A 26,143-nucleotide genomic window follows, 5' to 3' on the forward strand; every position below is an offset into this window, starting at 1 on the left:
ACGGCCGTCCGCATTGGCCCGGGCCTGCGCGCAGAACCAACCGGCTTCCCGCAAAGGCCGGGTGAGGGCTGCTGCCACGCCGCTGGGCCGGATCGGCTCGGCCCGCGAGTTCTCAGCGGCCGCACCGTGCTTGTATACGCCAGCGGGCGGAAGGGGCGGCGGGTCGTCCCACTGCGTGCAGCCGGTCAGCGCCAGCAGGCCCACCGTCATGAGGCTCAACGCGGCGGCAGTCGTTCGCCGGAGCGGTCGGCCGTGACGTCCGGTCAGGAAGAAGGTTCGGGACACGGGGATCATCGAAGCCTCTGGAACGCCAGTTCGGCAAGCTCGGGAGCCAGACATCGGGGGCATGAGCAGGAGATGACCAGACCCTTGTTGCCCGGCTGCCTGGCTGCCCGGCTGCCCGGCTGCCCGCAACCTGTCGCCGGGAGGCTGCCTGGCCGCTCTGTCCAGCGCTGGTCCGGTCGACGGTCCGGTCGACGATCGGATGTGCACCGCGCGGCCGTGGCGGTCGTCGTGCCCCCGCCACGGCCGCGCTGCTGGCTCAGCGGACGTGCACCGTCACCACGTCAGAGCCGTGCAGGCGCACCGGGTGCTGGTCGTGCGCGCTGGTCAGGCCGTACAGCACGGCGCGGAACTGCAGGTTGCCGCGGCGCGCGGACGTGCCCTGTGCGGTGGCCTGCGCATCGCCCTTGACCACGGCGCTACAGGTCTCCTGGTGCCACCCTTCGCCGAAGCCGTTCTCCTCCAGGCACAGCTGATGCAGGTAGCCGGCGCTGTCGTCGCCGCCGTGCGCCTTGACCGTGATGGTCTTGCCGACCTTTGCCGTGCCCGGCGCCGTGATGTCCACCGTGCCCTTGGCGAACGCCGGCCCAGCGGCCAGCGTCACCGCCGCCAGACCCAACGCACCGACCACAGCTGCCCGACGGCCACGCGTCATGGTCATCCCGTTCTTCTTCGTCCTGGTCATGGACTTCCCCTCCCATGGATCTCCCCCGCGCGGGGTGAGACCCACCTGTTCGCAGAAGCGCCCGTTGCGCTTCGCTGACCAACCAGACGGGCCGTCCACCTCGCTCGTTGCGCCTCACTCCCGCCCGTTACGAATCCACGACAAACGCGCCGCCACCCGCCCCGATCGCACCGAGGGCCTGCGCGTCGCGCTGTTCGTGCTGGTGGTCTCACGGCGACGCGAACGGCCGTTGACGGCGTCAGAAGCCGACGGTGCCGGCTGTCTGGTCCGGCCGTCGGATCCGGCAAAGGCACGGCGGTCGGGAGGAGTTGGCTGGTCGATGGCCAGTCAAGTCCTCTCAGCCGCCTTCAACGGGCACCGCTAGGAAACTGCTCAGGAAGTCTTGCCGCGACGCTTGCGGGCTGCGACGGCCAGAGCCGTGCCCAGGGCCGTCGACGCGCCGCCAACACCGAGCATCCAGCAGGAGGCGGCGTCACTGTCGGTCTCGGCCAGGGAGGCACCCTCGTTGGTCTTGCCGGTGTCGTCGCCGGCCGCGTCAGGGCCCTGGGTGACTGGCGCGGCGGCATCACTCCCGCCCTTGGGAGAGGCGGACGCGGCGGGACCGGTGGCGTTGCCGGCACCGATCCCGCCGTTCATGTTGCCGAGGTCCGGGTGCTCCGCGCCGGGCTTCTCCTCACCACCAGGCTTCTCCTCACCACCGGAGTTCTCCCCACCGCCAGGCTCCTCGCCCTCGCCAGGCTTCTCCCCCGTCCCCCGTCCCCCGTCCCCCCTCCCCCATCCGCCTGCCTCTGCCGCCGCCCCCGCCCGGCCCGCAGTCATCAGGCGGACCGGGCCGGAGCGCCGCACGTTCCGCGACGCCCGTTGAACGCTCCGACCACCACGATCACCACGATCACCGACCTGTCCTCCGTCAACCGCCCCGGGTCCGCGAGGGACGGGACGAGACCCAGGCGGCGTGCGCCGAATACGCCTACCCGAGTAGGAGCAAGCGGGCACCGGCAGTTCGCCGGGTCGGATGACACAGGGAAGTGGTCCCGTCCTCGGTGCGGGAGGGCCCACCTACGAAGGCGAAGCCGAGCCCGGCCGGGCTCGTCCGTGTCACCTGTGCACACCCGGTACCCCTCGGACGACGAAAATCGCGCCCTGCGCGGCAAGCGCTTCCCGCACGCGTGCGGGCGGCTCCGCGCCGGGCGCGTGCGTCACCGAGAAGGACCAGATCGCCTCGCAGAGGGAGCAACGACGGCCCGCCCGGGCTGCCTTCTGCGGCGCCGCCCAGTAACTTCTGAGCAACCGTCGCTCTCCCTCAGGGGGTTGCCGTGCCCGTCGTACCTGCCGCTGTCGCGCTCTCTGCCGTCTCGTTCGCCCTGCTCCCGCTCGGCAGCGGTCCGCCGCTGCCCGACCGGCTCGCCGACACCGGCGGGGGCAGTCAGCTGATCATCGCCGTCGCGCCCCGCACCGATGCCACGACAGGGGCGCTGACCTGGTGGGACCGGCGGGGCGGCAGGTGGGTCATGGCCGGTAGCGCGCCCGCCCGGTTCGGGGCGAAGGGGCTCGTGGAGGGCAGCGAGCGCAGACAGGGCACCGACACCACCCCCACCGGTCTGTACGACCTTCCCTACGGCTTCGGGATCAAGGCCGCGCCACGCGGGACCTCGGTGCCGTACCGCCGGGTGAACCGGAACTCCTGGTGGTGCGAGGACGACCGCTCGCGCGCCTACAACCGCTGGGCCGAGCCGCTGCCCGCCGACTGCCGTGCCGCCGAGTCCGAGCACCTCGCCGACTTCGGCACCCAGTACGCCCGCGCGCTCGTCATCGGCTTCAACTACGACGAGCCGGTGCGCGGCCGGGGCGCGGGCATCTTCCTGCACGTCAACGGGCGGGCGGCGACGGCCGGATGCGTCTCCGCGACCGCGGACGCCGTGCGCCGCATCCTGGCCTGGGCCGAGCCCCGGCAGCGGCCGCACATCGCGATCGGGACGGCCTCCGGGCCCACCGCGATCTCTCGATATTAGGGCGTGCGGTGTCAGTGCCTCAGGCCGTCGACGATCGCCGGAGCCCCTGGAGGAGGAGGGCGACCAGGCGTCGGGGGTCGTACCGGGGGTCGTTGTCGCGTCCGATGCAGAGGTTGCCGATGCCCCGCATCAGCTCGTAGGGCTGCGTGCCGGGAGTGATGTCGCCCGCCTCGACCGCGGCGTCGAGCAGGTGGGCGCAGACGGGCAGCAGGCGGTCGAGGAAGTAGGCGTGCAGCGCGGTGAAGCGGTCGCTGTCGGACTGCAGGGCGTCGGCGAGGCCGTGCTTGGTGACGAGGAAGTCGACGAAGAGGTCGATCCACTGGTGCAGCGCGTCGAGCGGCGAGTCGGCGTCGGCCAGCAGGTGCGGGCCGGCCTCGGCGCATGCCTCGATCTGGTGCTGGTACACGGCGGTGACGAGGTCCGCCCTGGTCGGGAAGTGGCGGTAGATCGTGGCCATCCCGACGCCGGCCTCGGCCGCGATCCGGCGGATCGGTGCGTCGACGCCGGCGGTGACGAACACCGCGGCTGCGGCCGTGAGCACCGCCTCCCGGTTGCGCTGGGCGTCGGCCCGCTTGCTTCGGGACGGCACTTCCCCTGCTGGGCCCCCGGCGGTCATCGCGTTCTCCTCCACACCGATTGACAAAACGGATCAGCGCTCCGGATACTAAATGGAGCAGCGTTCCGTTTCAGCTTAGCGGACACGGGACGCCTCTGACCCCGCCTTGCCCGCCCGTCGGCCGCAGGAGACCGGCGAGCGGTAGGCGCCACCGAAAGGGACCCCGCACCGTGATCGCACCCACCACCACCGACACTCCCGACACGGCCGTGCCGGTCCTCTCCTTCAGCCCCGTGGTCCTGCCCGTGCCCGGACGGCCCGTGGACCTCCAGGTACGCGTCTCCGCACCCGCAACCGGACGCGGCCTCCCCGTCATCCTGCTCTCCCACGGCCACGGCCCCTCGAACAACCTCTCCTCGCTCAACGGCTACGCACCACTCGCCAACTACTGGGCGGCACACGGATTCGTCGTCGTCCAACCCACCCACCTCACCTCCCGCACACTGACCCACCTCGTCGCCGACGCCCCCGGCGCACCCGACTTCTGGCGCTCCCGCGCCGAGGACATGACCCACGTCCTCGACCGGCTCGACGTGATCGAGAACGCCGTACCGCAGCTCGCCGGACGGATCGACCACACCAAGATCGCCCTCGCCGGACACTCGCTCGGCGGCTTCACCGCCGCCCTCCTGCTGGGTGCCGGGCTCACCGACCCCGACACCGGGAACGTGGTGCACCTCGTCGAGCCGCGGATCACGGCGGGCGTGCTGCTCGCCGCGCCCGGCAGGGGCGGCGACGTCTTCAACGGGCCCATGGCCGAACAGTGGCCGATCGTCGGAGCCGTCGACTTCTCCACCATGACCGCACCCGCGCTGGTCGTCGCCGGCGACAAGGACGACTCCCGGCACTTCACGGACATGGGGCCGGACTGGCACGGCGACCCCTACGCCCTCGCTCCCGGCCCCAAAACCCTGCTCACCCTGTTCGACGCGGAACACGGGCTCGGCGGGATCGCCGGATACGACGCCGCCGAGACCACCGACGAGAACCCGGCGCGCGTCGCCGCCCTCGCCCGGCTCACCGCGGCCTACCTCCACACCCAGTTCCACCCCGGCGCCCCTGCCTGGCGGACCGCCTGCGAGGCGCTGACGACCGGACCCGACGCGGTGGGACGGATCGAAGCCAAGTAGGGTCCGCGGCCACGTCCCGCAGCGGGACCTGGCGCTCGACGACGGTGCGGCGGGGCGGCCGACCACGCGGCGGCGAGGACGGCGGCGGGGACGGGGACGGCGGCGGCGCCATCCGGAAGCGATCAGTTTTCGAGAAGCGCCGCTCACCCGGCCGCCCCTACCGTCGACGGCATGAACTCCCTCGACACCGTCATCGTGGAGGTGGCCGACCTTCCGGCCGCCACCCGCTTCTACTCCACCCTCCTCGGGCCCGACTCGCCGTACCTGGGCCTACGGGCATCCGGGGACCCCACCAGCGGCTTCCGCGGATTCGCACTGTCGCTGGTGGCGTCCCAGCCGGGCAACGTCGACGCCCTCGTCACCGCGGCGCTCGACGCCGGGGCCACCGTGCTCAAGCCCGCCTCGAAGTCGCTGTGGGGCTACGGCGGCGTCGTCCAGGCCCCGGACGGCACGATCGTGAAGATCGCGACGTCGGCGAAGAAGGACACCGGCCCGGTCACCCGTGACTTCGACGACGTCGTGCTCCTGCTGGGCGTCGAGGACGTGAAGGCCACCAAGCAGTTCTACGCGGAGCGGGGCCTGAGCGTGGGCAGGAGCTTCGGCGGCAAGTACGTCGAGTTCGCCAGCGCCCCCGGCCGCGTCAAGCTCGCGCTGTACAAGCGTCGCGCGCTCGCCAAGGACGTGGGCGTCTCCGCGGAAGGCTCCGGGTCCCACCGCCTCGTGCTGTCCGGCGCCGCCAGTCCCTGCCGAGACCTGGACGAATTCGTCTGGGAAGCCGGTGCCAACGCCCGCTGACCGCCACGGCCTGGGCGGGGTCCCCCTGTGACCGCTGGACCGCCCCGCAGCAGCCCCGAGGTCGCGTCAACCTCGGTGTCCGCCATCGCGGTGAACGACCGGCCCGCGCCGATCTGCTGGGTGGCCCTGCCGGTGGTCCTCCTGGCGGTCCTCGTGGCGGTCCTGCCGACGGCGATGCCGCGGTTCCGGACGGTGTTCGGGTTACCGGGCGGGGCGCGGAACGGGGTGGCCGCTGTCCGGGCAGCCGGGCGGCGTCCCGGCCGGGCGGCGGAGGTCAAAACCATGGCGGCACGCCGAGGCCGGCCGACGACAGGTGGCCGACTCCGAGCCATCAGAGCGCTTTGTTCTCTTTGTATAGATATTCTGTGAAACGTGATTGGGTCTGGGCGGCAGCGGCTCCTTCGATACGGCCGGTGGAGGCTCGTGCGGCTATCGCCGGTCGTCCTCACCGTCGTCATCGCCAGCCTGGCCTACACCACTCCCCCGGAAATGGCCTTCAGCCGCCTTCTGCCCGCGGCGCCGGCCCTCGCCGCCGCCATGTGGCCGGTGCTTCCCACCGTCCTGCTGGGGACGGTCTGCCTCTTCCTGATGATCGGCCTGAGCATCGTGTTCCCCGGGCTGGGGACGTGGTGGACGGCCGGGGGGATCATCGCGGTCACGGTGGCCGCCGCGTACGGAAGTCACGTCCGGCTCCAGCGGGAGCGGACCCTCTTTCAAGTGCGACTCGTCGCCGATGCGGCACAACAGGTGGTGCTGAGCCCGATGCCGCGCCGCTTCGGGAACATCGAAGTCGAATCGCTGTACGTCGCGGCCGCGGCGGAGGCCCGTATCGGTGGGGACTTCTTCGAGGTGGTCGACACGCACTACGGGGTGCGGATGCTCATCGGCGACGTGCGGGGCAAGGGGCTGCCGGCCGTGGGGGCGGCCGCGGCGATCGTCAACTCCTTCCGGGAGGCGGCGTACGGCGAGGCCGACATGGTCAGCGTCGCGCGCCGACTGGACGCCAGCACCGCCCGCTACAACGCCGCCTTCCCCGCCGAGGGGCCGGTGGAGCGCTTCGCCACGGCCCTCCTCGCGGAGATGCCGCACGGGGGCGGGCGCATCGAGATCCTCAACTGCGGACACCCGCCGCCGCTGCTCCTGAACCACCGTGAACTCCGTGCCCTCGAACCCACCGACCCCTCGCCACTGCTCAACCTCGCGGAACTGATCGGCGATCACTACACCATCGACGCCTTCGACTTCTCCCCCGGCGACCTGCTGCTCCTGTACACCGACGGGGTCACCGAGGCGCGCGCCCGCGACGGCGAGTTCTTCCCCTTGGCCGCCTGGATGCGCCGGCAGTTGCCGCGGGCGCCGCACGAGCTGCTCACGGCGCTCCACCGCGACCTCCTGCGTTACAGCAAAGGCCGCCTGGACGACGACATCGCCGCCCTCGCCGTGCGCCTGCGCGAGCCGTCGGAGTAGGCCCGGCCCCGCACGACAGGGACAGCGGGCCTTCGCGCGTCCTCGCCCGACTGCCTCCGCTCCCTCGCACGAGACGCCATGCCGACCGCGGCCGGGCCCGAGGAGGCCGAGGGCGTCCCTCCCGACACGTCAGGCGCCGGATTGACCGGATGTTCGGGGCAACGTCAAGAAGGTCGCCGAGGCCGGCGTGCGCATCGCCCTGGGCAGTGACACCTTCAGCGGCCGGGGCGTGTTCGGGGCGAACACCCGGGAAGAGGCCGCGCTGATGGTCTCAGCGAGGATGACGCCACTCCAGTCGCTCGTCGCCGGCACCAGCGGCGCGGCGCGGCAGTGCGTCCGCCCCGATCTCGGCACGGTGGCGCCCGGCAAGCGCGCCGACCTTCTCGTCCTGACCGCCGACCCCACCGAGGACGTCGGCAATCTGCGCGAACTCAGCATGACGGTCCTGAACGGCAAGATCGTCGTCGACAGACGCTGAGTGAGGCCGCGCGCGCCAACCGCCGCAAGGGTCCCGTCCGGCCTCTCGTTTCCATCCCTGGCGCACCGTCATGTCCGTACCAGCGCTTGGCCATCGCTTCGCCTCGAACGCGTCAAGGGCGTCCCAAGCATGTGCCGACACCCGAACTCCCACCCCGGGCGCGCCATCTTGACCAGCGCAGACGATCCCCACACCGCAACGGGAGCACCCAGTGGATCAGGTCAGGAGCCGGACGCGAAGTCGCCGGTATGCGTATGTGTCGGCGGTGGCCGTGGTCGCGGGGATCGCAGCCGTCGTGGTCACCCAGGCGGTGGCCCAGGGCAGCCCCGGCACCGGGGTCGGGGCCGGGGCCGGGAAGCGTTCGGCAGCATCCGCGGCCCCGGTCGGTGGCACGTGGATCAGCACGAAGGGTGGACGGCTGGCCTACGGGCGGGACGCGCAGGGCAACCGCGTGCCCGACTACTCCTACGCCGGGTACGAGGGCGGGGGCGTCCCGCTGCCGAAGGTCGCGACTCGGGTGACCGTGCCCGCGCCCGGCGCCGGCGATGCGACCGCCGCGATCCAGGCCGCCCTCGACAAGGCGTCCGCCCTGCCCGTGGGCAAGGACGGTGTGCGCGGCGCGGTCCAACTGGCGCCGGGCAGCTACCACATCGCCGGCCAACTCCACCTCGACGCCGGCGGCGTCGTCCTGCGCGGGGCCGGTGGCGGAGCCTCGGGCACCACACTGGTCGCGGACACCGCGACCGCTCGCACGCTGATCACGCTGGGCAGGAAGTCCTCGTACGCCCGGGTCGGTGAGGCGGAGCCAGTCACTGACGGCTACGTGCCCGTCGGCGCGACCGGCCTCACCCTCGCCGGCACCACGGGGCTCAAGGTGGGCGACGAGGTGGTGGTGGAGCGGCCCACCACCCAGGCATGGATCGACGCGATCGGCATGCACGGCATCTTCACCCCCAACTGGAGCCTGCGCTTCGAGCGGAAGATCACCGCGATCCAGGGCCGGCGGATCACCCTCGACGTTCCGCTCACCAACGCACTGGAGCGGCAGTACACGCACGCCACCGTCTACCGCTACGCCTTCCCGCGCATCGACCACGTCGGCATCGAAGACCTCGCCCTCGACGGCCGGGCCATGGCCGCCGCCCCGGACTACGCCAAGACCTTCTACAACGCCGCGCCCTGGGAGTTCAACGCCGTCCAGGACTCCTGGATCTCGGGCGTCACCTGGCGGCACTTCGGCGGCAGCGGTCAGACCGCGCTCGGTCCCCAGTCCCGCCGCATCTCCGTCCTGCACACCCAGGCACTGGACATGCTGACCACCGACAGCTCCGCCCGCTCCGAGGCGTACCTGCTCCAAGGCCAGCAGAACCTCGTCCAGGACTGCGCGGTGACCGCCGCCAAGGTCCACGCCTTCACCACCTACGGCCGCCAGGCCGGCCCGAACGCCTTCGTCGGCTGCAAGGCCACCCTGGTCAAGGACACCTACGACGCGGGCGGCCACCAGCGCTGGGGCAGCGGCACCCTGTACGACAACGTCACGCTCGACGGTTCGCTGCTGCTGGTCAACAACGGCACCCGCGGCGGCGGTCACGGCTGGTCCGACGCCAACAGCACGGCCTACAACTGCACCACGCGCAGCTACACGGTCCAGGAACCCCCCACCGCCCACAACTGGGCCATCGGCTGCACCGGAACCCTGCAGAGCGGAAGCGACGGACAGGTCCAGTCACCCGGCCACCACACCCTTCCCACCAGTCTCTACGCCCAACAACTCGCTGACCGGGGGCTGTCCGCGAACACAGTCACCGGCCGCTGACGACGGGCCGAGGCGCGGACGATCGGGTCGCCGGTGCGACGGGCGAGCTCCGGCTCAGAGAATCGCGATGCCCAAAGGGCGGGCGCCCGCGGTGAGGCGTCGGACGGTGCCGGAGTCCACGTCGACGACGGAGAGGCCGTTCCAGTAGCCGTCGCGGGTGAAGCCACCGGTGACGTAGGCGGTGCGGCCGTCGGCCGAGACGGCGACGTCCTCGTGGGGGCCGTCCAGCGGGATCACCTTCTCGTGCCCCTGCGGGGTGCGCACGGTCAGCGACGGGCCCTTGTCCCGGGAGGGGTCGATCGGGCCGGTGCCGACGGCGAACAGCGTGCCGTCGTCGGTGATCGTGACGCCGTGCTGATGGGTGTTGGCGGTCATCCTCTCGATGCGCGTGCGGCCCGTCTCCGGGTCGACGACGGCCAGCCGCTCCCCTTCGAACGGCAGCAGCAGCTTGCCGTCCGAAGGGCGTACGGCGGTGTAGTGCGGCTTGAGCCACGAGCCGAGGCCGCCTTCGGTGCCGTAGGGGGCGACCTCGATGCGCCGGGTGCGGAGGCAGCCCGCGGTCACCACGGTGACGTCGAAGGAGTCGTGATCCGTGGCGTACACCTCGCGCCCGTCCCGTGCGACGTCCACGTCGAACGGGCGACGGCCCACCTCGGCGACGCCCGTGACCTTCAGACTGCGGGTGTCGATCGCCTCGACGGTGCCGTTGCCGCCGGGCCGGTTGACGCCGACGTACGCATGCCGGCCGTCAGGAGCGAGCGCGATGCCCATGCCGCCGCCGCGGTACTCGCCGTGCGTCGGCTCCCCGATGCCCTTCGTCGCGTACGGGATGCGGGCGATCCGCTTGCGTCCGGCGGTGTCGACGACGGCGACGCCCTCGGCGGTGGCGACCCAGGCACGGCCGTCGCCGCCGACGGCCAGCCCGTACGGAGCGGTGCCGACGCGCACGGCGTCGAAGGCGCCCCGGGCGGGATCGACGAAGGTCACGGTGTCGGCGCCGAAGTCGGCGACGAGCACGGTGCCTTCGGGCGTCCGGCCGGAGGGCGCGGGGACCTTCTGCGCCGCGACGGACGGTGAACCGTCGTGCGCGGCCGACGCGTCGGCCGCCGGACCGGCGGAGCATCCCGCGACGACGAGTCCGACGGTGACGCACACGGCCGAGGCACGGACGGCCGCAAGGGCCCGCCGCCGGGGTGCGGCCCGCCTCATCGGATGGCCTTGAGCAGGTCGGCGATCTCGGTGTACCCGTGGCGCACGGCGTGCCTGAGGGCGCTGACGCCGTCCTCGTCGGGCAGGTCCAGGGTCGCGCCGGCGGTGATCAGCAGCTCGACGATCTCCTGCTGGGCGCTGCCGCCGTCGCCGAGGATCACGGCTTCCAGCAGGGCGGTCCAGCCGAGCCGGTTCACGTGGTCGACGTCGATGTCGGTCTCGCGGAGCACGGCACGCACGTAGCCGACGTGACCGCGCTCGGCGGCCGGGATGAGGGACGTGCCGCCGAAGCGGTTGGTCACCGTCAGGTCGGGGCCGGCCGGGAGCAGGGCGCGCATCATGGCGACGCTGCCGGTGACGCCGGTGACCAGCCACGGGCTGTCGTCCCGGTCGTCCTGGGCGTTCGGGTCGGCACCGGCGGCCACCAGCACCTCGGCGGCCGTCACGTGGTCGCCGAGGGCGGCCAGCAGCAGAGGAGTACGGCGGTGCGCGTCACGGGTGTCCACCGCGGCGCCTCCGTCGAGGGCGGCGCGCACGGCGTCGGTGTCGCCGTGCCTGGCGGCCTCCAGCAAGGCGCGATCGAGGGCATGCATCGTGGTGCTCCTAGGACTCCAGGGGGTACGGGTGCGCAGCACGGACAGCGTCGTCGCCGTCTTCGTACGGACCGCGATCCCGATCCCCGCCCGCAGTCCGGCGCGGATGCGGGCCGCGGACAGGTGGGGCCGACGGCGCACGGGACGGGGGGTCCCGTTGGCCGTCGAGGTCGGCGGTGGGGCCGGGAACGAGATCGGGCACGGGGCCGCGGCACGGTGCGGCGCGTTCGGCAGGCCGCGGGGCACTCGGCCGGCGCGGCGGCCTCGCTCGGCGACCTCTTCGCCATCCTCTGCGCGGGTCAAATCCCATCAACTCCGTTATTTCTCAGGGGTGTCGGGGGCGGAAGTGCCTGGCTCGGCGCCACTGCACCCGACGCCCCTCGGCGGGCCGGACCCGCCTGCGCCCACTGCCTCATCCCCAACCGACCCCCCGTCCACGTCCAGGTCCACGTCCATCCTGGGTCGTGTCCGGCCGCGTCTCGTCGTCGGAGCGGCTCACCGCGACGTGCGGATCGGTGGACGCCGGTGTCGACCGATCGGTTGACGTCGCCGAGGCCCGCCCGTGCTCGACGCGGATCCGCCCGGAACCCCGACCGGCCGCTCCCCGACTACCGTTGCTCCGCATGACGGCCATCGAGACCGACCGAGACATCACCGCGGACGTGATCCGTGATCTGTTGCGCGAGCAGCACCCCGACCTGGCGGATCGCCCGCTGAAGCTCGGAGCGCTCGGCTGGGACAATCAGATGTGGCGGCTCGGCGACGACCTCGCGGTGCGGTTGCCTTGGGCGACGCGGTCCGCGGACGCGCTGCTGCGCAAGGAACACCTCTGGCTCCCCGTCCTCGCCCCGCACCTTCCGCTGCCGATCCCCGTGCCGCAGCGTCTCGGTGAGCCCTCCGCACGGTTTCCGCGGCCCTGGCTCGTCACCACGTGGGTGCCGGGCGAACCCGCCGACCGCGCCCCCGCCACGCACGCAGCGGAGGCGGCGGACACCTTGGCCGCCTTCCTGACCGCTCTCCACCGCCCCGCCCCCGCCGGGGCACCCACAGGCCGGGACCGCGGTGGACCGTTGGCCGGCCATGCCGAACGCTTCGCCAACGGGCTCGCCTCGGCCACCGAACTGGGGCTGATCCGTGACCCGGACGCGGTCCGTGCGGTCTGGGTGGACGCCGCCGCGGCGCCGGACTGGGCAGGCCCCTCCCACTGGCTCCACGGCGACCTGCACCCGGCCAACGTCCTGACCACGAACGGTGCCTTCGCCGGTGTCATCGACTTCGGCGACCTCTTCGCCGGCGACCCGGCCTGCGATCTCGCCGCCGCGTGGATCCTGCTCCCGGACGGCGCCCTCGACCGCTTCCACGCGGCGTACCGGCCCGGCCCGGACGCCGCCACCCTCCGTCGCGCCCGCGGCTGGGCGGTGCTGCGCGCCCTCGCCGGCATCCACATCGCGGACGCCGGCGTCCGCGGCCGCCCCGGGGGCAAGCCCAGTTGGGGCCCGCCCGCCCGCGCCGCACTGCGACGCCTCACGGCGACGGTCGGCCGGTGACCCGTCCTTCCCGTGGGGAAGTCACGCCTCCCCATGGGGAAGTGCCGAACTCAGCGCACGGTGAGGACCAGCTTGCCCGTGGTGCGGCCGGTCTGGCCGAGCGCGTGGGCCCGGGCGCCGTCGGCGAGGGGGAAGGTGGCGGAGACATGGGCGCGGAGCCGGCCCCGGTCGACGAGTTCGGCGAGGGCGCGCATCCCGGCCTGGTCGTGCTCGACGAGCAGGTTGACGGCGCGGACCCGTGCCTGCTCCGCCACGGCCAGGGTGTCCTCGGCACCCGGTAGGAGGGAGACGAGGACGCCGCCGGGGCGGAGCACGCGCACGGAACGGGTGGCGGTCTGCCCGCCGAGGGCGTCCAGGACGACGTCGTAGCGCTCCTCGGTGTCGGTGAAGTCCTCGGAGCGGTGGTCGATGCAGGCGTCCGCGCCGAGTGCGCGCAGGAAGTCGTGCTTGGGGGCACTCGCGGTGCCGGTGACGTGCGCGCCGCGTTCCTTGGCGATCTGGACGGCGAGATGACCGACGCCGCCGGCCGCGGCGTGGATCAGCACCCGCTGACCGGCCCGGAGGTCCGCGGTGTCGACGAGGGCCTGCCAGGCGGTGAGTGCGGCGAGCGGTAGGGCGGCCGCCTGGACGTGGTCGATGCCGGCCGGTTTGGCGGCGAAGGCGCGGGCGGGTCCGGTCACGTACTCGGCGTGGGAGCCGGCCCCGTGCGGGTAGGGCAGCATGCCGAACACCTCGTCCCCGGGCCGGAAGAGGGTCACGCCGACGCCGGTCTCCACCACGGTGCCGGAGACATCCCAGCCGAGGGTCAGTGGCGGGGGCGGCAGGAAGATGCGCAGGGCGCGGTGCTTGAAGTCCGTGGGGTTGAGTCCGGCGGCGTGCACGGCGACGAGGATCTGGCCGGGGCCGGGCGCGGGCCGGGGAAGCTCGGTCAGTTGGAGGACTTCGGGGCCGCCGAGGGTCGTCTGGTGCAGGGCGTGCATCACGGGGGCGCCGTTCGAGGCGGCAGCGAGGTCAGGAGATTTCGGAGTTTTCGGAGATTCCGGGGAGCCAAGGGAGTCAGGGAAGTCAGGGAAGTCAGCGGGCTCAGGTGGGTTCGTCATGGTCGTCGCATCGGGTGAGTCATCAGGTGAGCCATCGGGTGAGTTATCGGGTGAGTTGAGGTCGTCAGGGGTGTGCGTGGAAGTCATGCCTCGATATTGGCCGTACGGTCCGCGCCTGGACGATGGCCAGAAGGTCAGCCTTCGATACATTCCTGCCATGGCTCTCGACCCTGCCGCCCGCCGCGTCCCCGGTACCGACGGCGCTCCCACCGCCCGCACCGCGCCCACCGTGCCCTCTCTGCCCACCCGGGCCCGTGGCCTCGCCGACCGCGCGGCGGAAGCGGACCGCCGGATGCACCCGGATCCGCGGCCCGGCGCCCACCAGGTCGTCGTCCTGGCCCTCGACGGCGTCTACCCCTTCGAACTCGGCATCCCGCACCGGGTCCTGGGGTCCGCCGGTGGCCGCTACCAGGTGCTGTCCGCGAGCGTGGACGGGCGGGCCGTGCGGACCGACGCGGACCTGACCGTCACCCCCGGGCACGGTCCCGAAGTGCTCGCCGAGGCGGACACCGTGGTCATCCCCCCGTACGCGATCTCCCGGGCCTCGGCCACCGCCCCGGACCCGCGAGCGCTCGCGGCGCTCTCCCTCGTCCGCCCGGGCACCCGTCTGGTGTCCATCTGCACCGGCGCCTTCCTGCTGGCCGCCGCCGGCCTCCTGGACGGGCGTCGGGCCACCACCCACTGGGCGCTCGCCGACCATTTCCGGGAGTTGTTCCCGCGGGTCGAGCTCGATGCCGGTGTGCTCTTCGTCGACCACGGTGACGTGCTGACCTCGGCGGGCGCGGCGAGCGGCGTCGACGTCTGCCTGCACCTGGTCCGCCAGGATCACGGCAGTGAAGTGGCCAACCACGTCGCCCGGTGCTGCGTCGTGCCCCCGTACCGGGACGGCGGTCAGGCGCAGTACATCGAGCGGCCGCTGCCGCCGGCGGGCGGAACGGGCACCGGGCCGACCCGTGACTGGGCGCTGCATCGGCTGGAACTGCCGCTCACCCTGGACGAGTTGGCCGCGCACGCGGCGATGAGCACCCGGACCTTCGCCCGGCGCTTCCGGGAGGAGACGGGGCTGAGCCCCGGCCGCTGGCTGACCCAGCAGCGGCTGCGGCGCGCGCGGCACCTGTTGGAGTCCAGCGACCTGTCGGTGGAACGGATCGCCCACGAGGTCGGCTTCGCCACCGCCACCTCGCTGCGGCGCCACCTGGCGGCGGAGGCGGGCGTGGCCCCGTCGACGTACCGGCGGACCTTCCGCGCCGCGCCGCCGGCCGCAGGCAGCGCCGGCACGTCACGGGTCGGCGCGCGCGCCCGAACCGTGCGCGACGACGCGGACGGTCGGGCCCTCGGTCGGTCTCAGTCGGTGTAGACCTCGGCCCGGTCCACGCTCACGAAGGCTCCGGTGGACGGTGCGCCGTGTTCCCCGGTGACCCGGACGCGCAGGGTGTGCTTGCCGGAAGGCAGCCGCGGGCTGAGGTACTGGAGCGTTTCGCCCGTGCGGGGTGAGGCGTAGAAGTCGACGCGCTTTTCGGGGCCGCCGTCGACGCTGAGGGCCGTGATGCCGTTGCCGGTGTCCCGTACGGAGAGCAGCGCGATGCGGGTGCCGGTGAAGGTGAAGGTCGCGGTGTTGCCGGTCCGGTCGCTCCAGTGGTCGTCGCCCCAGAAGCACTGGGTCGCGCACCCCTTGCCCGAGTTCCAGGCACCCTGGTAGGTGACGTGGCCCGGTCCGCTCGACCGGCCGTCGTCGTTGATCCAGTAGTTGCCGTTGCCGGGGTCGCCGGCAGGCAGGCCCTGCGTCGCGCCCAGGGCGAACGGCCGGCCCAGGTCCGGGCTGCCGTCCGCCCGCCAGCGGATCGGCTGGGCCCGGGTCGTGCGGTTGCCGTAGGTGTACGCCGAGGTCGACTTGGCGTGGTAGACGATCCAGTCCTGGGTGCCGTCGGGTGACCGGAAGAAGGCGTGGTGGCCGGGGCCGTAGACCCCCTTGGCGTCGTTGCGGCCGAAGACCGGCCCGGGGTGCTGCTGCCAATTGCCTGGCTGCAGGGGATCGGCGTTGTCCGGCAGGGACAGCATCCACAGCTGGTAGTCGGGCTTGCCGGTGTCGCAGGTGGAGTACGTCAGCCAGGTGCGCCCGTTGCGGTTGAGGAATTCGGGGGCCTCACGGACCTCCGGGCAGCCCCCGTCGGCCTTGAGGGCCACCGCGTCCCCGGAGACGGTGTACGGGTTCGACATCGGGGCGATGTTCAGGCCGTTGTGCTGGTAGGGGTTGAGCCCCGAATAGGCCAGGTAGAGCTTGCCGTTGTGCTGGAAGACGCTCGGGTCGATGGCGAAGTCGTTCGTGTGGTCGGGCGGGGTCAGCTTCGCCTTGAAGTGATACGGCCCGGCCGGGTCGTCGCCGTCCGACTCCAGGACGTACAGCCGGTGATGGTCGTCCACGCCGTCGTCGGCCGTGTAGTACATGTACCAGCGGTTGCCGAAACGGTAGAACTCGGCCGCCCATATGTGCTGGTTGCGGGTGGGGTCACTGTCCCGCCACACGGTCACCGGGTCCGCGTCCAGCAGCGTGCCGAGCGACGGCGAACTCCACATCTTGATGCTGTCGTTCTGGGTGGTGGTGAGGTGGTAGGCCCCGTTCGCATAGGTGAGGAAGGGGTCCGCCCCCGTGTTCAGCGGGTTCCGGAACGTCCCCGCGGCGTTGACCGCCGGCACCGCCCCGTGCCCCACCTTCGCCCCCACTTCCGCTTCCGGCTGCGCCTGCGGTCTGCCCGCCATCTGGTCCTGTGCGGCGCAGACCAGCCCGATGATCAGGGTGAGCAGGGAGGCGAACAGGGCGATCTTCGACTGACGGGACATCAGCGACCTTCCTTACCGTGGCGCAGTTGCTGGGCATCGGGCTCGCATCCGAGCGGATGGCGCCCTGCGTGGTCTGGCGCGGGTTGCTGCGGCGGCGGAGCCCCCCCCCCGGGGAGTTCCACCGCTCGTGGCCAGGCCGGATGCACGCGTGGGCGACGGTCACGCCGCCGGTGCCGAGCACAGCGGACATGCCGTCGCCGTCGAGGCCCACAGCACGGCCCCGGTCTCCGACGTCGCCACCGCCGTACCACGGCTGACGGCCTCGGCGTGATGACGCCACTGGTCGAGGTAGTGGACCTCCGCGTTGCCGTCGTCCGCCAACTGCGCGGCGCGGAGCGGGGGTTGCGACGTGCCCTGGCCGGCGTGCGGGCCGCCCGACTGCGGTCCGGTCGCGACGAGGCGCAGGGCACGCCGACGGCGGGCCGTGCGGACAGTGCCGACAGCGGTGTTGGAGTTCATCTCGGGTCCCCCGGGACAGTCAGTGTTCGCGATGTGTTCGCGGTGTCTTCTCGGTGTCTTCTCGGTGCGGCACCCACCCTCCCCCACCCGCCTGCCACCCCACTAACACCCCACTAACATCCGCGGCGGATCCTCGGCCGGTTTCGGCCGCGCGTACAACCCACCCGTTCGCTCACGCGTCCTGTGACCATGCGCCGATTCCGCCGAGCCCTCTCCCCCACCTTCGCCGTGCTGGTCACACTGCTGATGTCCACCGCCTGTGACGCCGGGCGCGCGGACCCCGACGTCCCGAAGCAACGTCCGGGCGGCGCCGGCGACCTGCTGGTGGGCGCAGTCCTCAATTTCGACGGCGGCCAGGTCGACGGCCGGAAATTCTCCTCGCCACCCCTCACCGAAGCGACGACGTTCCTCAGGAACTGGGTCGAGTTCCGCCGCGACGGCACCGTGTCGGGCACCTACGGCTGCACGCCCTTCCGGCTGACGGCGGACGTGCGGGCCGACGACCTCACGCTCAAGGGCGACAGCCCGGCGGCGACCGTCTCAGGCTGCCCGCAGCGCCTGACGTCCTTCGAGCAGAAGCTCAAGGAAGTCTTCACCGGGCACCTGGCGATATCCGAGCGGAAGCCCGACCGCGCGGGCGAAGACGGCACCCTCGACCTGAAGAACGACCGGGGCGACCGCGTGGCCCTCAGCGTGACCCGGCCGGCGCGGGGCTTCTTCGGCGCACGATGGCACTACTGGTACGTGCAGGGCGACGACGGCGGACAGGGCTCCGACCCGGACAGCAGGAGGATCTCCTGGATCTTCCACGAGAACGGGACGATGACCGGCCGACTCGTCTGCAACGGCGTCACCGCCCGAGCCCACTTCACCGGCGACGTCCTCACCGTCTCCGCCATGCGCCCGACCACCCACCGCAAGTGCAACCCGATTCAGGAGGAGCAGGACGAAAGCTGGATGGCACGGTCCGATCCCTTCACGTACGGAGTGGGCGGCGCGGGAACCAGGTTGGTACTCCGCCCCCACTCCCCCGACCCGCACGGCGTGGTCGAGACGCTGTTCAAGCGCGAGGGCAGCAGCTGACCACGCCCGCGGGAGGACGTTCGGTGGGCAGCGGCGGCATGGCGGCCGCCCAGGGTCACCGCTGCACGACGGGGCCCGGTTCGGGACGTGGCCCGGACGGCGGCGGCACGCAGCGCAGGCGCGTCGGGTCGGTCCGGGTCAGGGCCGCCGACGGGTCGAGGTTCCAGCCGGCCCCGTACGCCTCGGCGAAGCGGTCGTCGCCGAGCGCGCGCCGGCTGCGGTTGCTCACCGCGCGGACCTGCGGGTCGGTGTGGTCGTGGGCGCCCCGCAGACGGGCCGCCGCGCCGAGCAGGCCGGCCGCGTCCCGGTGCCGCCCGTAGTGCGCGGCGAGGCCGGCCACGGTCACCACCACCGTCGCGGCGAACGGCATGTCCCTGCTGTCGACCGCCGCCTCGTACGCCCGGTCCAGCGCCTCCTGGGCGCCCGGCCCGTCGCCGCGGGCGAGGCAGAGCGCGCCCCGTGCCGTGGCGACCAGGGCCCGCCCGTGGGCGCCGACGGCCGGAAGCTGCTCGGACAGCCCGGCCTCGGCCGACTCGACCAGCTCGCGCGCCCGGTCCAGATCGCCGGTCCGGACGTGCAGACCGGCCTCCCGGGCGTCGAGCACGATCGCCAGCTCGGGTGAGGCCGAGCGCGCCGCGCGCTCGCGGGCCGCGGCGATCAGTCGCCCCGCCCGTCCGCCGTCGTCGAGCCGCTCGTGCACGTCGATGCGACGGAGTTCGATGAAGATCTCGTCGTCGAGGCTGAGCGACCCGAACTCGCGGGCCAGCCGAATGGCCTCGTCGAGGTCGGCCAGGGCGCCGTCGAGGTCCCCGTCGTACTGCCGCAGCAGCGCACGCAACGGCAGTGCCTTGGCCAGGGCCCAGCGGTCGCCCGCTGCCTCGAAGCAGGCCAGGGCGGCGGGCACGTCGCTGCGCACCTGATCGAGGTGGGCCTCGTTCTCGGCGAAGTGGGCGCGGAACATGCGGGCCAGTCCGGCCAGCCACGGGTCCGGCCCGTCGACGAGCCGCCCGAGGAACGTCGACGGCGCGTCGGCCTCCTCGTCCAGGGCGGCCAGTCGGGTCGCGAGCAGGGCGCCACCGGCGCCCGGCAGCTCCGGATGGTTCCGCAGGCGGCCGATGAGCGCGCACAGTTCCTCGCCCCGCTCCTCGGTCACGTCGAGGACCGGGGTGCCCGGGGTGGCGACGAGGTCGAGCCGCAGCATCCCCTCGGCGATGTCGCGCTCCACGCTCGGCTGCTCGATCGGCAACGCGACCGCCGCGCCGAGCCAGTGGGCGGCGTCGACGTGCCGGCCGAGCATGCGCCAGCACCAGATGAGGTTCACCGCGAGCCCGATCGCGCGGGCGGCGGCGCCGGTGTCGTGGAGGTGGCGCAGCGCGGCGAGGACGTTGGCGTACTCGGCGTGCAGCGCGTGGAGCGCGTCGAGTTGCTCGGGGCCGCGCAGCAGCGGGTCGTGGCGGGCGACGAGTTCGGCGAAGTGACGGGCTGCCAGATCCCGCACGTCGGTCGACGTGCCCTGTTCGGCCAGGCGCTCCAGGCCGTACTCGCGGATCGTCTCCAGCATCCGGTACCGGCCGGTGTCCGGCGCGAGGTGCAGCAACGACCGGTCGACCAGGTCCGCGAGCAGTTCCCGGACCTCGCCGGCCGGTACCGCGGTGCCGGCGCAGATCGCGGTGGCCGAGGCCGGCGTGACGCCACCGGGCAGCACCGCGATCCGCTCCGCGACCGTCCGCGCGTCCGCGCCGAGCAGGTCCCAGCTCCACGCGATGACCGCGCGCAGCGTGCGGTGCCGCGGGGCGGCGGTGCGGCTGCCGGTGGTCAGCAGGCGGAACCGGTCGGACAGCCCGGCGGCCAGGTCCGGCAGCGAGAGGGTGCGCAGGCGGGCCGCGGCCAGTTCCAGGGCGAGCGGCAGGCCGTCCAGGCTGCGGACGACGCGCAGCACGTCGCCGAGGTTGTGCCGGTCGACGTCGAACCCCGGCCGCACGGCCGCCGCCCGTTCGCTGAACAGCAGCACCGACGCCGACCGGCGGGCCCGTGCCACGTCGGCGTGTGGTGCGGGGAGGGCGAGCGGGCCGAGCAGGACGAGGCTCTCGCCGTCGATCGCCAACGGCTCGCGGCTGGTGGCCAGTACCCGCAGCCCGGTGCAGCGGGCCAGCAGCGCCGCGACCAGGTGTGCCACGGCGTCGACGAGATGCTCGCAGTTGTCCACCACGAGCAGGCTCTCCCGGCCGCCCAACTGGTCGGCCAGCACCTCCAGTTCGCCCCTGGCGTCGCCGCGCAGCTTGGCCGAGGCCTCGAACAGTGCCGAGCCGCGCAGCCCGATCGCGGCCAGCAGCGCCGCGCCGAGCTTGGCGGGCTCGGTGACCGAGGCGAGGTCGATCATCCAGGCGCCGTCGCGGTACTCGCGGCGGTGGCGGCGGGCGGCCTCGACGGCGAGCCGCGTCTTGCCCGCGCCGCCGGGACCGACCACAGTGACCAGCCGTCCGGCCGTGAGCAGCGTGTCGATCCGGGCGAGGTCGTCGTCGCGGCCGACGAAGCTGGTCAGCGGCGCGGGCAGGTTGCTCCGTCCGGTCGGCGCGGGGTCGGGGGCGGGCCGGTCGGCGCGCAGCAGGCGCAGGTGGCGTTCGCGCAAGGCGGCGCCCGGGTCGGTGCCGAGGTCGTCGGCCAGGGTGGCGCGGACCTGCTCGTACCGGGCCAGGGCCTCGGCCTGGCGGCCCTGGGCGGCGAGCGCGTCCATGAGCAGCGCGGCGGCGCGTTCGTGGACGGGGTGCTCGGCGAGCAGGGCGGTCAGGCGGACGGCGGCCGCGTCGGCGTGCCCCAGGGCCAGTTCGGCGTCGGCGAGGTCGGTGACGGCCTCGATCGAGGCGTGGGCCAGCCGGGTCGCGACGGCGGGCGCCACTACGGCGACGAGCGCGGGCTCGACGCCGGGACACTCGCCCCACAGCGCCACGGCCTCCCCGAGCACGGTCGCCGCGGAATGCGGTGCGCCGGCCCGCAGGTGGTGCCGGCCGTCCTCGGCGAGCTGCTCGAACCGCAGTGCGTCCACGTCGGCGGCGTCGACGGCCAGCCGGTAGCCGCCGGTGCCCGGCGCGACGGCGCCGGCCGATCCGAGGGTGCGGCGCAGTCGTGACACGAGGGCCTGGAGGGCGTGGGCCGGGTCGGTCGGCGGGTCCGCGGCCCAGATCGCGTCGACCAGTGTTTCCCGTGCGACGGCGCGCCCGCCGGCGAGCGCCAGCCGCGCGACCAGGGCCTGTAAGCGGGCGCCCGGTACGGGCAGGACGACGTCACCGCGCGACGCCTCGAAGGCGCCGAGCAGCGTGACGCCGAGCCGCACACCCCCGTCCATCTGCCCATCCTCGCGCACGCGCCGCGGGGTCCGCACGTCAGGGCGGCACCGGTGCGCTCCCGTGTCAGCGCCGTGTGAGCCCGGTGTGAGCGGCACCCCGCAGCCTTGGGGCGTCAACGAGTTGGGTTCTTTCGAAGGGAATTCCTCATGCCTGACGTAGTGATCGTGGGCGCCGGCCCGGTCGGTCTGTTCCTCGCCTGCGAGTTGGGGCTCGCCGGCTGCTCCGTCGTCGTGCTGGAGCGGGAGGCGGAGCCCGGGTCCCCGTGGCGGGCGGAGCCGCTCGGCGTCCGGGGGTTGTTCGCCGCGTCGCTCCAGGCGTTCCACCGCCGCGGCCTGCTGCCCCCGCTGCTGGCCGCGTCGGGTGCCCATGACGTGCCCGGTCCGGAGCTCGACGCGGACGGGCCGCCGCCCATCCGCGGTGGCGTGGGGCACTTCGCCGGCATCGTGCTCGACCCGACCAAGGTGGACCTCACCGCGCTGCCGTTCCGACTGCCCAGCCTGGCGCCGGACTTCACGATGACCAGCCTCGCCGCGGTCGAGACGGTGCTGTCCGAGCGGGCGTCCCAGCTCGGCGTGGAGATCCGGCGCGGCGTCACCGTCTCCGGCCTCGCACAGGACGACGACGGCGTGGTCGTACGGGCCGGCGAAGAGGCGTACGCGGCCCGCTGGGTCGTCGGCTGCGACGGCGGGCGCAGCGTGGTGCGGCGGCTCGCCGGCTTCGAGTTCGTCGGCACCGAACCGCGGTTCACCGGCTACACGGTGGTCGCCACCCTGGCCGATCCCGAGGTGCTGCGCCCTGGCATCAACCTGACGCCGACCGGCATGTACCTCCGGTTGCGCGCGGAGGGGCACATCGGCGCGATGGACTTCGACGGCGGCGCGTTCGACCGTTCGCAGCCGCCGACGCTGGACCACCTCCAGACGGTGCTGCGCCGCGTCTCCGGCACCGACGTGACGCTGACCGAGGTCCACCGCGCGTCGACCTTCACCGACCGGGCGATGCAGACGACGACCTACCGACAGCGCCGCGTCCTGCTCGCAGGCGACGCCGCGCACATCCACTCCCCCCTCGGCGGGCAGGGGCTCAACACCGGGCTGGGCGACGCCCTGAACCTGGGGTGGAAGCTCGCGGCGACCGTGCACGGGCACGCACCGGACGGACTCCTCGACACCTACACCCGCGAACGCCACCGGGTCGGCGCGCAGGTGCTCGACTGGTCGCGTGCCCAGGTGGCGGCCATGTCGCCGGACCGGCACGGCCAGGCCCTCCAAGGAGTGCTGCGCGACCTGCTCGGGACCCAGGACGGGACGACCTACGCGTTCGGGAAGCTCTCGGGCTCGTCGGTCCGCCACGACCTCGGCAGCGATCATCCGCTGGTCGGCCGCAACGCCCCGGACTTCCGCCTGGAGGACGGCGCGTACCTCGCCGACCTGATGCACGACGGACGGGGCGTCGTGCTCGACTTCAGCACCGACCACCGCCTGCGGGACGCGGCAGCGGACCGGCGGAGCCGGCTGCGGTACGCGGCCGGGACGGCCAAGGACGACCTGGGGCTGGGTGCCGTGCTCGTCCGGCCGGACGGCGTCGTCGCCTGGATCGGCGAACGCGACGTCGACCGGAAGGCGTTCGAGCAGGCCGCCGACCAGTGGTTCGGCAATGCCGGAGCCTGAACCGCCGCCCCCTCTCCGCACTCCCGACCCCCTCCCCCGCCCCACCTCTCAAGGAGCACAGATGACGATCACCCTCCGTCCGGGAACCACCGTGATGTTCGCCGGCGATTCCGTCACCGACAGCCAGCGGCTGGACAGCGAGGACGGCCTCGGCTTCGGCTACCCGCTGCGGATTGCGGGCGAGTGGGGCTTCAGGCACCCGGACCGGCCCGTGAACTGGCTGAACAGCGGCATCGCCGGCCACAAGGTGAGCGATCTGGAAGCCCGGTGGCAGTCGGACGTGCTCGACGCGCGTCCGGACGTGGTGTCGATCCTCGTCGGCGTCAACGACATGGGCTGGCACACGATCGACCCGGAGGGCCGCGTGATCCCCGCGGAGGAGTTCGCGGCGGGCTACGACCGCCTGCTCGCCCCGTTGGCCGCGGCGGGCACCGAGCTGATCCTCATCGAGCCGTTCCTCGTACCCGTCAGCGGCACGGTCATGGCCGGCGACGGCCACGCGCACATCGACGATGCGGTCCGCGCGCAGTGGCGGGCCGACCTGGACCCGAAGATCCAGGTCGTGCGCGAACTCGCCCGCACGTACGGCGCGCACCTGCTCGCCGCGGACGGCATGTTCGCCGAACTCGCCGCGGCGGGCGGGCCGGAGCACTGGTCCGAGGACGGCGTGCACCCGACGCCGGCCGGTCACGCCGCACTCGCGGCGGCCTGGCTGCGCCTGGTGGCGTGACCGTGCCTCGCGCACGCCACCCGCGACACCGTTGAGCGACGGGAGCGGCACCGGCGGCTCGACCGGTGCCGCAGGGGTCTTCACGGGCGGGCCGTGAGGCCGTCCAGGGTGAGGGCCAGCAGGCGTTCCGCTTGCGGTCGTTGGTCGGGGTGCGCCGAGGTGAGGGCGATGCCTTCGAGGGCGGCGGCGAGGTCGGTGGGGCTGATGTCGGTGCGGATCGTGCCGGCGGTCGCGCACGCGTCCATGAGTGCGGTGAGGGCCGTACGGATCATTTCCCGACTGTTCCCGTAGGGGTTGCTTCCCGTCGCGGCGAGGGCGCGCAGGGCGTCGATCATGCCGTACTTGGCGGTGACGTAGTCCAGGAAGAGCAGTGTCCAGGCGCGCAGGGCTTCGTGGGGTGGTTTCGTTGCGAGCAGGGTGGGTGCGGCGTCGCAGAGTTGGGCCACCTCGTTGCGGTAGACCGCCTCGATCAGTGCCTCTCGGGTGGGGAAGTTGCGGTACAGCGTCGCGCTGCCGACGCCCGCCTCCTTGGCGATGCGTTCCAGGTGCGCGTCCAGCCCCTCCGTCGCGAACGCGCGCACGGCAGCCTTGAGGATCTTCTCCCGGTTGCGCCGTGCGTCGGCCCGCAGCGGTCGTGGTGCTCCTCCGTCAGCCATCAGCGGTTGCCATCCCCTCTCCTGCTCTCCTCTTGCTAACTGGGGGTGTCCCCACTTACTCTTTCCACCAAGTGGGGACACCCCCGCTTTTACTCTAGGGCAACGCGCTGACCTGCGCACTCCCCGTGGAGTGGAATTCCCCGTCGAAAGGAATCCGGTCATGTCAGGTGTCGAGGGCAAGGTCGTCGCGATCACGGGTGCGAGCAGCGGCATCGGAGCGGCGACGGCGACCCACCTCGCCGAACGGGGCGCCCACCTGGTGCTCGGCGCCCGACGCGAGGAACGACTGAACGCGGTGGTCGAGCGGATCACGGCGCGGGGCGGCTCGGCCGTCGGGGTCGTCGTCGACGTGACGCGCCGCGCGGACCTCAAGCGCCTGACGGACACGGCACTCGATCGCTTCGGCCGGCTCGACGTGCTGGTCTCCAACGCCGGGACCATGGCCATCTCGCCGTTCGACGAGCTGCGCCAGGACGACTGGGACGCCATGGTGGCCACCCACGTCACCGGCCTGCTGAACGGCATCGGGGCGGCGCTGCCGGTCTTCCGGCGGCAGCGCTCCGGCCAGTTCGTCAACGTCGCCTCCACCGCGGCCTACGTCGTGAAGTCCCCGCAGGCCGTCTACGCGGCCACCAAGACGGCGGTGAAGGTGCTGACCGAGGGCCTGCGGCAGGAGTCGGGGCCCGACCTGCGCGTCACCCTGGTCTCGCCGGGGTTCACCGACACGGAGGGCGTGGGCAAGGGAGGGAGCCCTGCGGCGGCCGCGGCGATCGCCCGACAGCGCGACGAGATCGCCATGCCGCCGTCGGCCGTCGCCGCCGCCATCGGTTACGCCATCGAGCAGCCCGAGGGCATCGACGTGAGCGAAATCGTCGTCCGCCCCACCGTGCAGGGCTGACGGCGTCACGGGCGGTGCGCCGACCCGTCCGCCTCCGGCTGGTACAGAGGGCGCGAGTGCCCCGCCCTCGTCGCGCGCCTACCGCTGCGGCGGGGCCGGTCGATGGAGCACGGTGTCGATGATGAGGTCGAGTTCCCGCGGGCCGGGCGGTTCGCCGGTGAGGAGGAAGCTCTGCAGTATGAGCGCGGGTCCGGTGCGGGCGGCCAGGGGCTGCACGGCCCCGGAGTCGAACTCGCCGCGGTGGACGCCCTCGTGCAGGAGGGCGTCGATGCTCGCCAGCCGTGGCGCGATGACCTGTTGCGCGAACAGGGTGCGCAGCTCCGGCTCGTGCAGCATGTCGACGATGAACTCGATGCCCGGTATCAGGGTCCGGCCCGCCAGTACGTCGTTGAAGGCGGTGAGGACGTCGGCGAGGTTCTCCCGGGTCGAGCGTTCCGGGTTCGGCTCGGGCAGCGGGGGCAGGGCGTGGCGCAGGGCGTCCAGGACCAGGGGCTGCTTGCCGGGCCAGCGGCGGTAGAGCGCGGCCTTGCCCGTACCGGCCCGGGCGGCGATGCCGTCCATGGAGAGTCGGCCGTAGCCGTTCGCGGCCAGCTCGTCGAGCGTCGCGGCGTAGATCGCGTGTTCTAGTTCCGCGCCACGGCGGCGGCCCGGGTTCGCACTCTCTCCCATGCCCCCGACAGTAGACGGTGGCGTTCCTTCCTGCCTACACTTGCATTAGTGAACAGCCTCGTCTAC

General features: G+C 72.9%; 22 protein-coding genes and 1 pseudogene. 12 read left to right on the forward strand and 11 right to left on the reverse strand.

All coding sequences use genetic code 11. The features are described 5' to 3' along the window. Window positions 1-541: 541 nt before the first annotated feature. Both ABD385_RS23295 and ABD385_RS23300 read right to left on the reverse strand, forming a co-directional pair. Window positions 542-967, reverse strand: a complete 426-nt coding sequence (locus ABD385_RS23295; RefSeq protein ID WP_344579317.1) for a hypothetical protein — start codon at window positions 965-967, stop codon at window positions 542-544. Between the two features lie 372 nt (window positions 968-1,339). Further along, complete coding sequence (locus tag ABD385_RS23300; RefSeq protein ID WP_344579318.1) at window positions 1,340-1,603, reverse strand: hypothetical protein; 264 nt, start codon at window positions 1,601-1,603, stop codon at window positions 1,340-1,342. Window positions 1,604-2,283: 680 nt separating this feature from the next. Here ABD385_RS23300 and ABD385_RS23305 point away from each other — a divergent pair. Beyond that, complete coding sequence (locus tag ABD385_RS23305) at window positions 2,284-2,979, forward strand: L,D-transpeptidase family protein (RefSeq protein WP_425585457.1); 696 nt, start codon at window positions 2,284-2,286, stop codon at window positions 2,977-2,979. A 19-nt stretch (window positions 2,980-2,998) separates the two neighbouring features. On the opposite strand, the gene ABD385_RS23310 is transcribed toward ABD385_RS23305, so the two are convergent. Beyond that, window positions 2,999-3,595 (reverse strand): TetR/AcrR family transcriptional regulator, encoded by a 597-nt coding sequence (locus ABD385_RS23310; protein WP_344579320.1) that lies wholly within the window; start codon window positions 3,593-3,595, stop codon window positions 2,999-3,001. A 170-nt stretch (window positions 3,596-3,765) separates the two neighbouring features. Here ABD385_RS23310 and ABD385_RS23315 point away from each other — a divergent pair, with 170 nt between their 5' ends. The 5 genes and pseudogenes from ABD385_RS23315 (at window position 3,766) to ABD385_RS23335 (ending at window position 9,281) form a co-directional block, all read left to right on the forward strand. Further along, window positions 3,766-4,725 carry an alpha/beta hydrolase family protein gene (locus ABD385_RS23315; protein ID WP_344579322.1) on the forward strand — a complete coding sequence of 320 codons (960 nt, stop codon included), beginning with the start codon at window positions 3,766-3,768 and terminating at the stop codon, window positions 4,723-4,725. 171 nt (window positions 4,726-4,896) lie between these two features. Continuing rightward, complete coding sequence (locus ABD385_RS23320; protein WP_344579324.1) at window positions 4,897-5,520, forward strand: glyoxalase; 624 nt, start codon at window positions 4,897-4,899, stop codon at window positions 5,518-5,520. 423 nt (window positions 5,521-5,943) lie between these two features. Beyond that, entirely contained in the window at window positions 5,944-6,987 is a 1,044-nt protein-coding gene (locus tag ABD385_RS23325) for a PP2C family protein-serine/threonine phosphatase (RefSeq protein ID WP_344579326.1), read from the forward strand. A 172-nt stretch (window positions 6,988-7,159) separates the two neighbouring features. Then, window positions 7,160-7,465 (forward strand): annotated as a pseudogene (locus ABD385_RS23330) (amidohydrolase family protein); the annotation flags it as partial. A gap of 265 nt (window positions 7,466-7,730) precedes the next feature. Then, window positions 7,731-9,281 carry a peptidoglycan-binding protein gene (locus ABD385_RS23335; protein ID WP_344579328.1) on the forward strand — a complete coding sequence of 517 codons (1,551 nt, stop codon included), beginning with the start codon at window positions 7,731-7,733 and terminating at the stop codon, window positions 9,279-9,281. 54 nt (window positions 9,282-9,335) lie between these two features. Here ABD385_RS23335 and ABD385_RS23340 read toward each other — a convergent pair whose 3' ends face one another. Together ABD385_RS23340 and ABD385_RS23345 are read right to left on the reverse strand one after the other, a co-directional pair. Further along, window positions 9,336-10,490 carry a hypothetical protein gene (locus tag ABD385_RS23340; protein WP_344579330.1) on the reverse strand — a complete coding sequence of 385 codons (1,155 nt, stop codon included), beginning with the start codon at window positions 10,488-10,490 and terminating at the stop codon, window positions 9,336-9,338. Beyond that, the gene (locus ABD385_RS23345) at window positions 10,487-11,083 is read right to left on the reverse strand and encodes an ankyrin repeat domain-containing protein (RefSeq protein ID WP_344579531.1); all 597 of its coding nucleotides are present in this window, start codon (window positions 11,081-11,083) and stop codon (window positions 10,487-10,489) included. Before ABD385_RS23345 ends, ABD385_RS23340 begins: the two co-directional genes overlap by 4 nt. A gap of 623 nt (window positions 11,084-11,706) precedes the next feature. On the opposite strand from ABD385_RS23345, the gene ABD385_RS23350 reads away from it, so the two are divergent. Beyond that, the gene (locus ABD385_RS23350) at window positions 11,707-12,630 is read left to right on the forward strand and encodes an aminoglycoside phosphotransferase family protein (RefSeq protein ID WP_344579331.1); all 924 of its coding nucleotides are present in this window, start codon (window positions 11,707-11,709) and stop codon (window positions 12,628-12,630) included. Window positions 12,631-12,680: 50 nt separating this feature from the next. Here ABD385_RS23350 and ABD385_RS23355 read toward each other — a convergent pair whose 3' ends face one another. After that, complete coding sequence (locus tag ABD385_RS23355; RefSeq protein WP_344579333.1) at window positions 12,681-13,610, reverse strand: NADP-dependent oxidoreductase; 930 nt, start codon at window positions 13,608-13,610, stop codon at window positions 12,681-12,683. 277 nt (window positions 13,611-13,887) lie between these two features. Between ABD385_RS23355 and ABD385_RS23360 the strand changes: the two genes are divergently transcribed. Continuing rightward, window positions 13,888-15,087: a GlxA family transcriptional regulator gene (locus ABD385_RS23360; protein ID WP_425585458.1), complete on the forward strand. Its 1,200-nt coding sequence runs from the start codon at window positions 13,888-13,890 to the stop codon at window positions 15,085-15,087. On the opposite strand, the gene ABD385_RS23365 is transcribed toward ABD385_RS23360, so the two are convergent. Together ABD385_RS23365 and ABD385_RS23370 are read right to left on the reverse strand one after the other, a co-directional pair. Continuing rightward, entirely contained in the window at window positions 15,075-16,568 is a 1,494-nt protein-coding gene (locus ABD385_RS23365) for a family 43 glycosylhydrolase (RefSeq protein WP_344579335.1), read from the reverse strand. The genes ABD385_RS23360 and ABD385_RS23365 overlap by 13 nt on opposite strands. A 159-nt stretch (window positions 16,569-16,727) precedes the next feature. Next, complete coding sequence (locus tag ABD385_RS23370) at window positions 16,728-17,027, reverse strand: hypothetical protein (RefSeq protein ID WP_344579337.1); 300 nt, start codon at window positions 17,025-17,027, stop codon at window positions 16,728-16,730. A gap of 189 nt (window positions 17,028-17,216) precedes the next feature. Here ABD385_RS23370 and ABD385_RS23375 point away from each other — a divergent pair, with 189 nt between their 5' ends. Beyond that, complete coding sequence (locus tag ABD385_RS23375; protein WP_344579338.1) at window positions 17,217-18,110, forward strand: META domain-containing protein; 894 nt, start codon at window positions 17,217-17,219, stop codon at window positions 18,108-18,110. 55 nt (window positions 18,111-18,165) lie between these two features. Here ABD385_RS23375 and ABD385_RS23380 read toward each other — a convergent pair whose 3' ends face one another. Further along, window positions 18,166-21,453 carry an ATP-binding protein gene (locus ABD385_RS23380; protein WP_344579339.1) on the reverse strand — a complete coding sequence of 1,096 codons (3,288 nt, stop codon included), beginning with the start codon at window positions 21,451-21,453 and terminating at the stop codon, window positions 18,166-18,168. Window positions 21,454-21,600: 147 nt separating this feature from the next. Between ABD385_RS23380 and ABD385_RS23385 the strand changes: the two genes are divergently transcribed. Both ABD385_RS23385 and ABD385_RS23390 read left to right on the forward strand, forming a co-directional pair. Beyond that, window positions 21,601-23,124: an FAD-dependent oxidoreductase gene (locus ABD385_RS23385; protein WP_344579341.1), complete on the forward strand. Its 1,524-nt coding sequence runs from the start codon at window positions 21,601-21,603 to the stop codon at window positions 23,122-23,124. A 61-nt stretch (window positions 23,125-23,185) separates the two neighbouring features. Then, window positions 23,186-23,854, forward strand: a complete 669-nt coding sequence (locus ABD385_RS23390; RefSeq protein ID WP_344579342.1) for a GDSL-type esterase/lipase family protein — start codon at window positions 23,186-23,188, stop codon at window positions 23,852-23,854. 80 nt (window positions 23,855-23,934) lie between these two features. On the opposite strand, the gene ABD385_RS23395 is transcribed toward ABD385_RS23390, so the two are convergent. Continuing rightward, window positions 23,935-24,510: a TetR/AcrR family transcriptional regulator gene (locus ABD385_RS23395; RefSeq protein ID WP_344579344.1), complete on the reverse strand. Its 576-nt coding sequence runs from the start codon at window positions 24,508-24,510 to the stop codon at window positions 23,935-23,937. 160 nt (window positions 24,511-24,670) lie between these two features. Here ABD385_RS23395 and ABD385_RS23400 point away from each other — a divergent pair, with 160 nt between their 5' ends. After that, window positions 24,671-25,408, forward strand: a complete 738-nt coding sequence (locus tag ABD385_RS23400) for an SDR family oxidoreductase (RefSeq protein ID WP_344579347.1) — start codon at window positions 24,671-24,673, stop codon at window positions 25,406-25,408. A 78-nt stretch (window positions 25,409-25,486) separates the two neighbouring features. On the opposite strand, the gene ABD385_RS23405 is transcribed toward ABD385_RS23400, so the two are convergent. Then, window positions 25,487-26,077, reverse strand: coding sequence for a TetR/AcrR family transcriptional regulator (locus ABD385_RS23405; protein WP_344579350.1), 591 nt, complete (start codon window positions 26,075-26,077; stop codon window positions 25,487-25,489). Window positions 26,078-26,143: the final 66 nt, after the last annotated feature.

Source organism: Streptomyces lunalinharesii (genome assembly GCF_039532155.1).
GTDB classification, from domain to species: Bacteria; Actinomycetota; Actinomycetes; order Streptomycetales; family Streptomycetaceae; genus Streptomyces; species Streptomyces lunalinharesii.

Coding starts and splice junctions, on each gene's coding strand:
- ABD385_RS23400 (WP_344579347.1), top strand. CDS start 24,671: ATGTCAGGTGTCGAGGGCAAGGTCGTCGCGATCACGGGTGCGAGCAGC.
- ABD385_RS23345 (WP_344579531.1), bottom strand. CDS start 11,083: ATGCATGCCCTCGATCGCGCCTTGCTGGAGGCCGCCAGGCACGGCGAC.
- ABD385_RS23375 (WP_344579338.1), top strand. CDS start 17,217: ATGCGCCGATTCCGCCGAGCCCTCTCCCCCACCTTCGCCGTGCTGGTC.
- ABD385_RS23395 (WP_344579344.1), bottom strand. CDS start 24,510: ATGGCTGACGGAGGAGCACCACGACCGCTGCGGGCCGACGCACGGCGC.
- ABD385_RS23350 (WP_344579331.1), top strand. CDS start 11,707: ATGACGGCCATCGAGACCGACCGAGACATCACCGCGGACGTGATCCGT.
- ABD385_RS23360 (WP_425585458.1), top strand. CDS start 13,888: ATGGCTCTCGACCCTGCCGCCCGCCGCGTCCCCGGTACCGACGGCGCT.
- ABD385_RS23405 (WP_344579350.1), bottom strand. CDS start 26,077: ATGGGAGAGAGTGCGAACCCGGGCCGCCGCCGTGGCGCGGAACTAGAA.
- ABD385_RS23355 (WP_344579333.1), bottom strand. CDS start 13,610: ATGCACGCCCTGCACCAGACGACCCTCGGCGGCCCCGAAGTCCTCCAA.
- ABD385_RS23295 (WP_344579317.1), bottom strand. CDS start 967: ATGACCAGGACGAAGAAGAACGGGATGACCATGACGCGTGGCCGTCGG.
- ABD385_RS23365 (WP_344579335.1), bottom strand. CDS start 16,568: ATGTCCCGTCAGTCGAAGATCGCCCTGTTCGCCTCCCTGCTCACCCTG.
- ABD385_RS23385 (WP_344579341.1), top strand. CDS start 21,601: ATGCCTGACGTAGTGATCGTGGGCGCCGGCCCGGTCGGTCTGTTCCTC.
- ABD385_RS23320 (WP_344579324.1), top strand. CDS start 4,897: ATGAACTCCCTCGACACCGTCATCGTGGAGGTGGCCGACCTTCCGGCC.
- ABD385_RS23370 (WP_344579337.1), bottom strand. CDS start 17,027: ATGAACTCCAACACCGCTGTCGGCACTGTCCGCACGGCCCGCCGTCGG.
- ABD385_RS23340 (WP_344579330.1), bottom strand. CDS start 10,490: ATGAGGCGGGCCGCACCCCGGCGGCGGGCCCTTGCGGCCGTCCGTGCC.
- ABD385_RS23310 (WP_344579320.1), bottom strand. CDS start 3,595: ATGACCGCCGGGGGCCCAGCAGGGGAAGTGCCGTCCCGAAGCAAGCGG.
- ABD385_RS23300 (WP_344579318.1), bottom strand. CDS start 1,603: ATGAACGGCGGGATCGGTGCCGGCAACGCCACCGGTCCCGCCGCGTCC.
- ABD385_RS23380 (WP_344579339.1), bottom strand. CDS start 21,453: ATGGACGGGGGTGTGCGGCTCGGCGTCACGCTGCTCGGCGCCTTCGAG.
- ABD385_RS23390 (WP_344579342.1), top strand. CDS start 23,186: ATGACGATCACCCTCCGTCCGGGAACCACCGTGATGTTCGCCGGCGAT.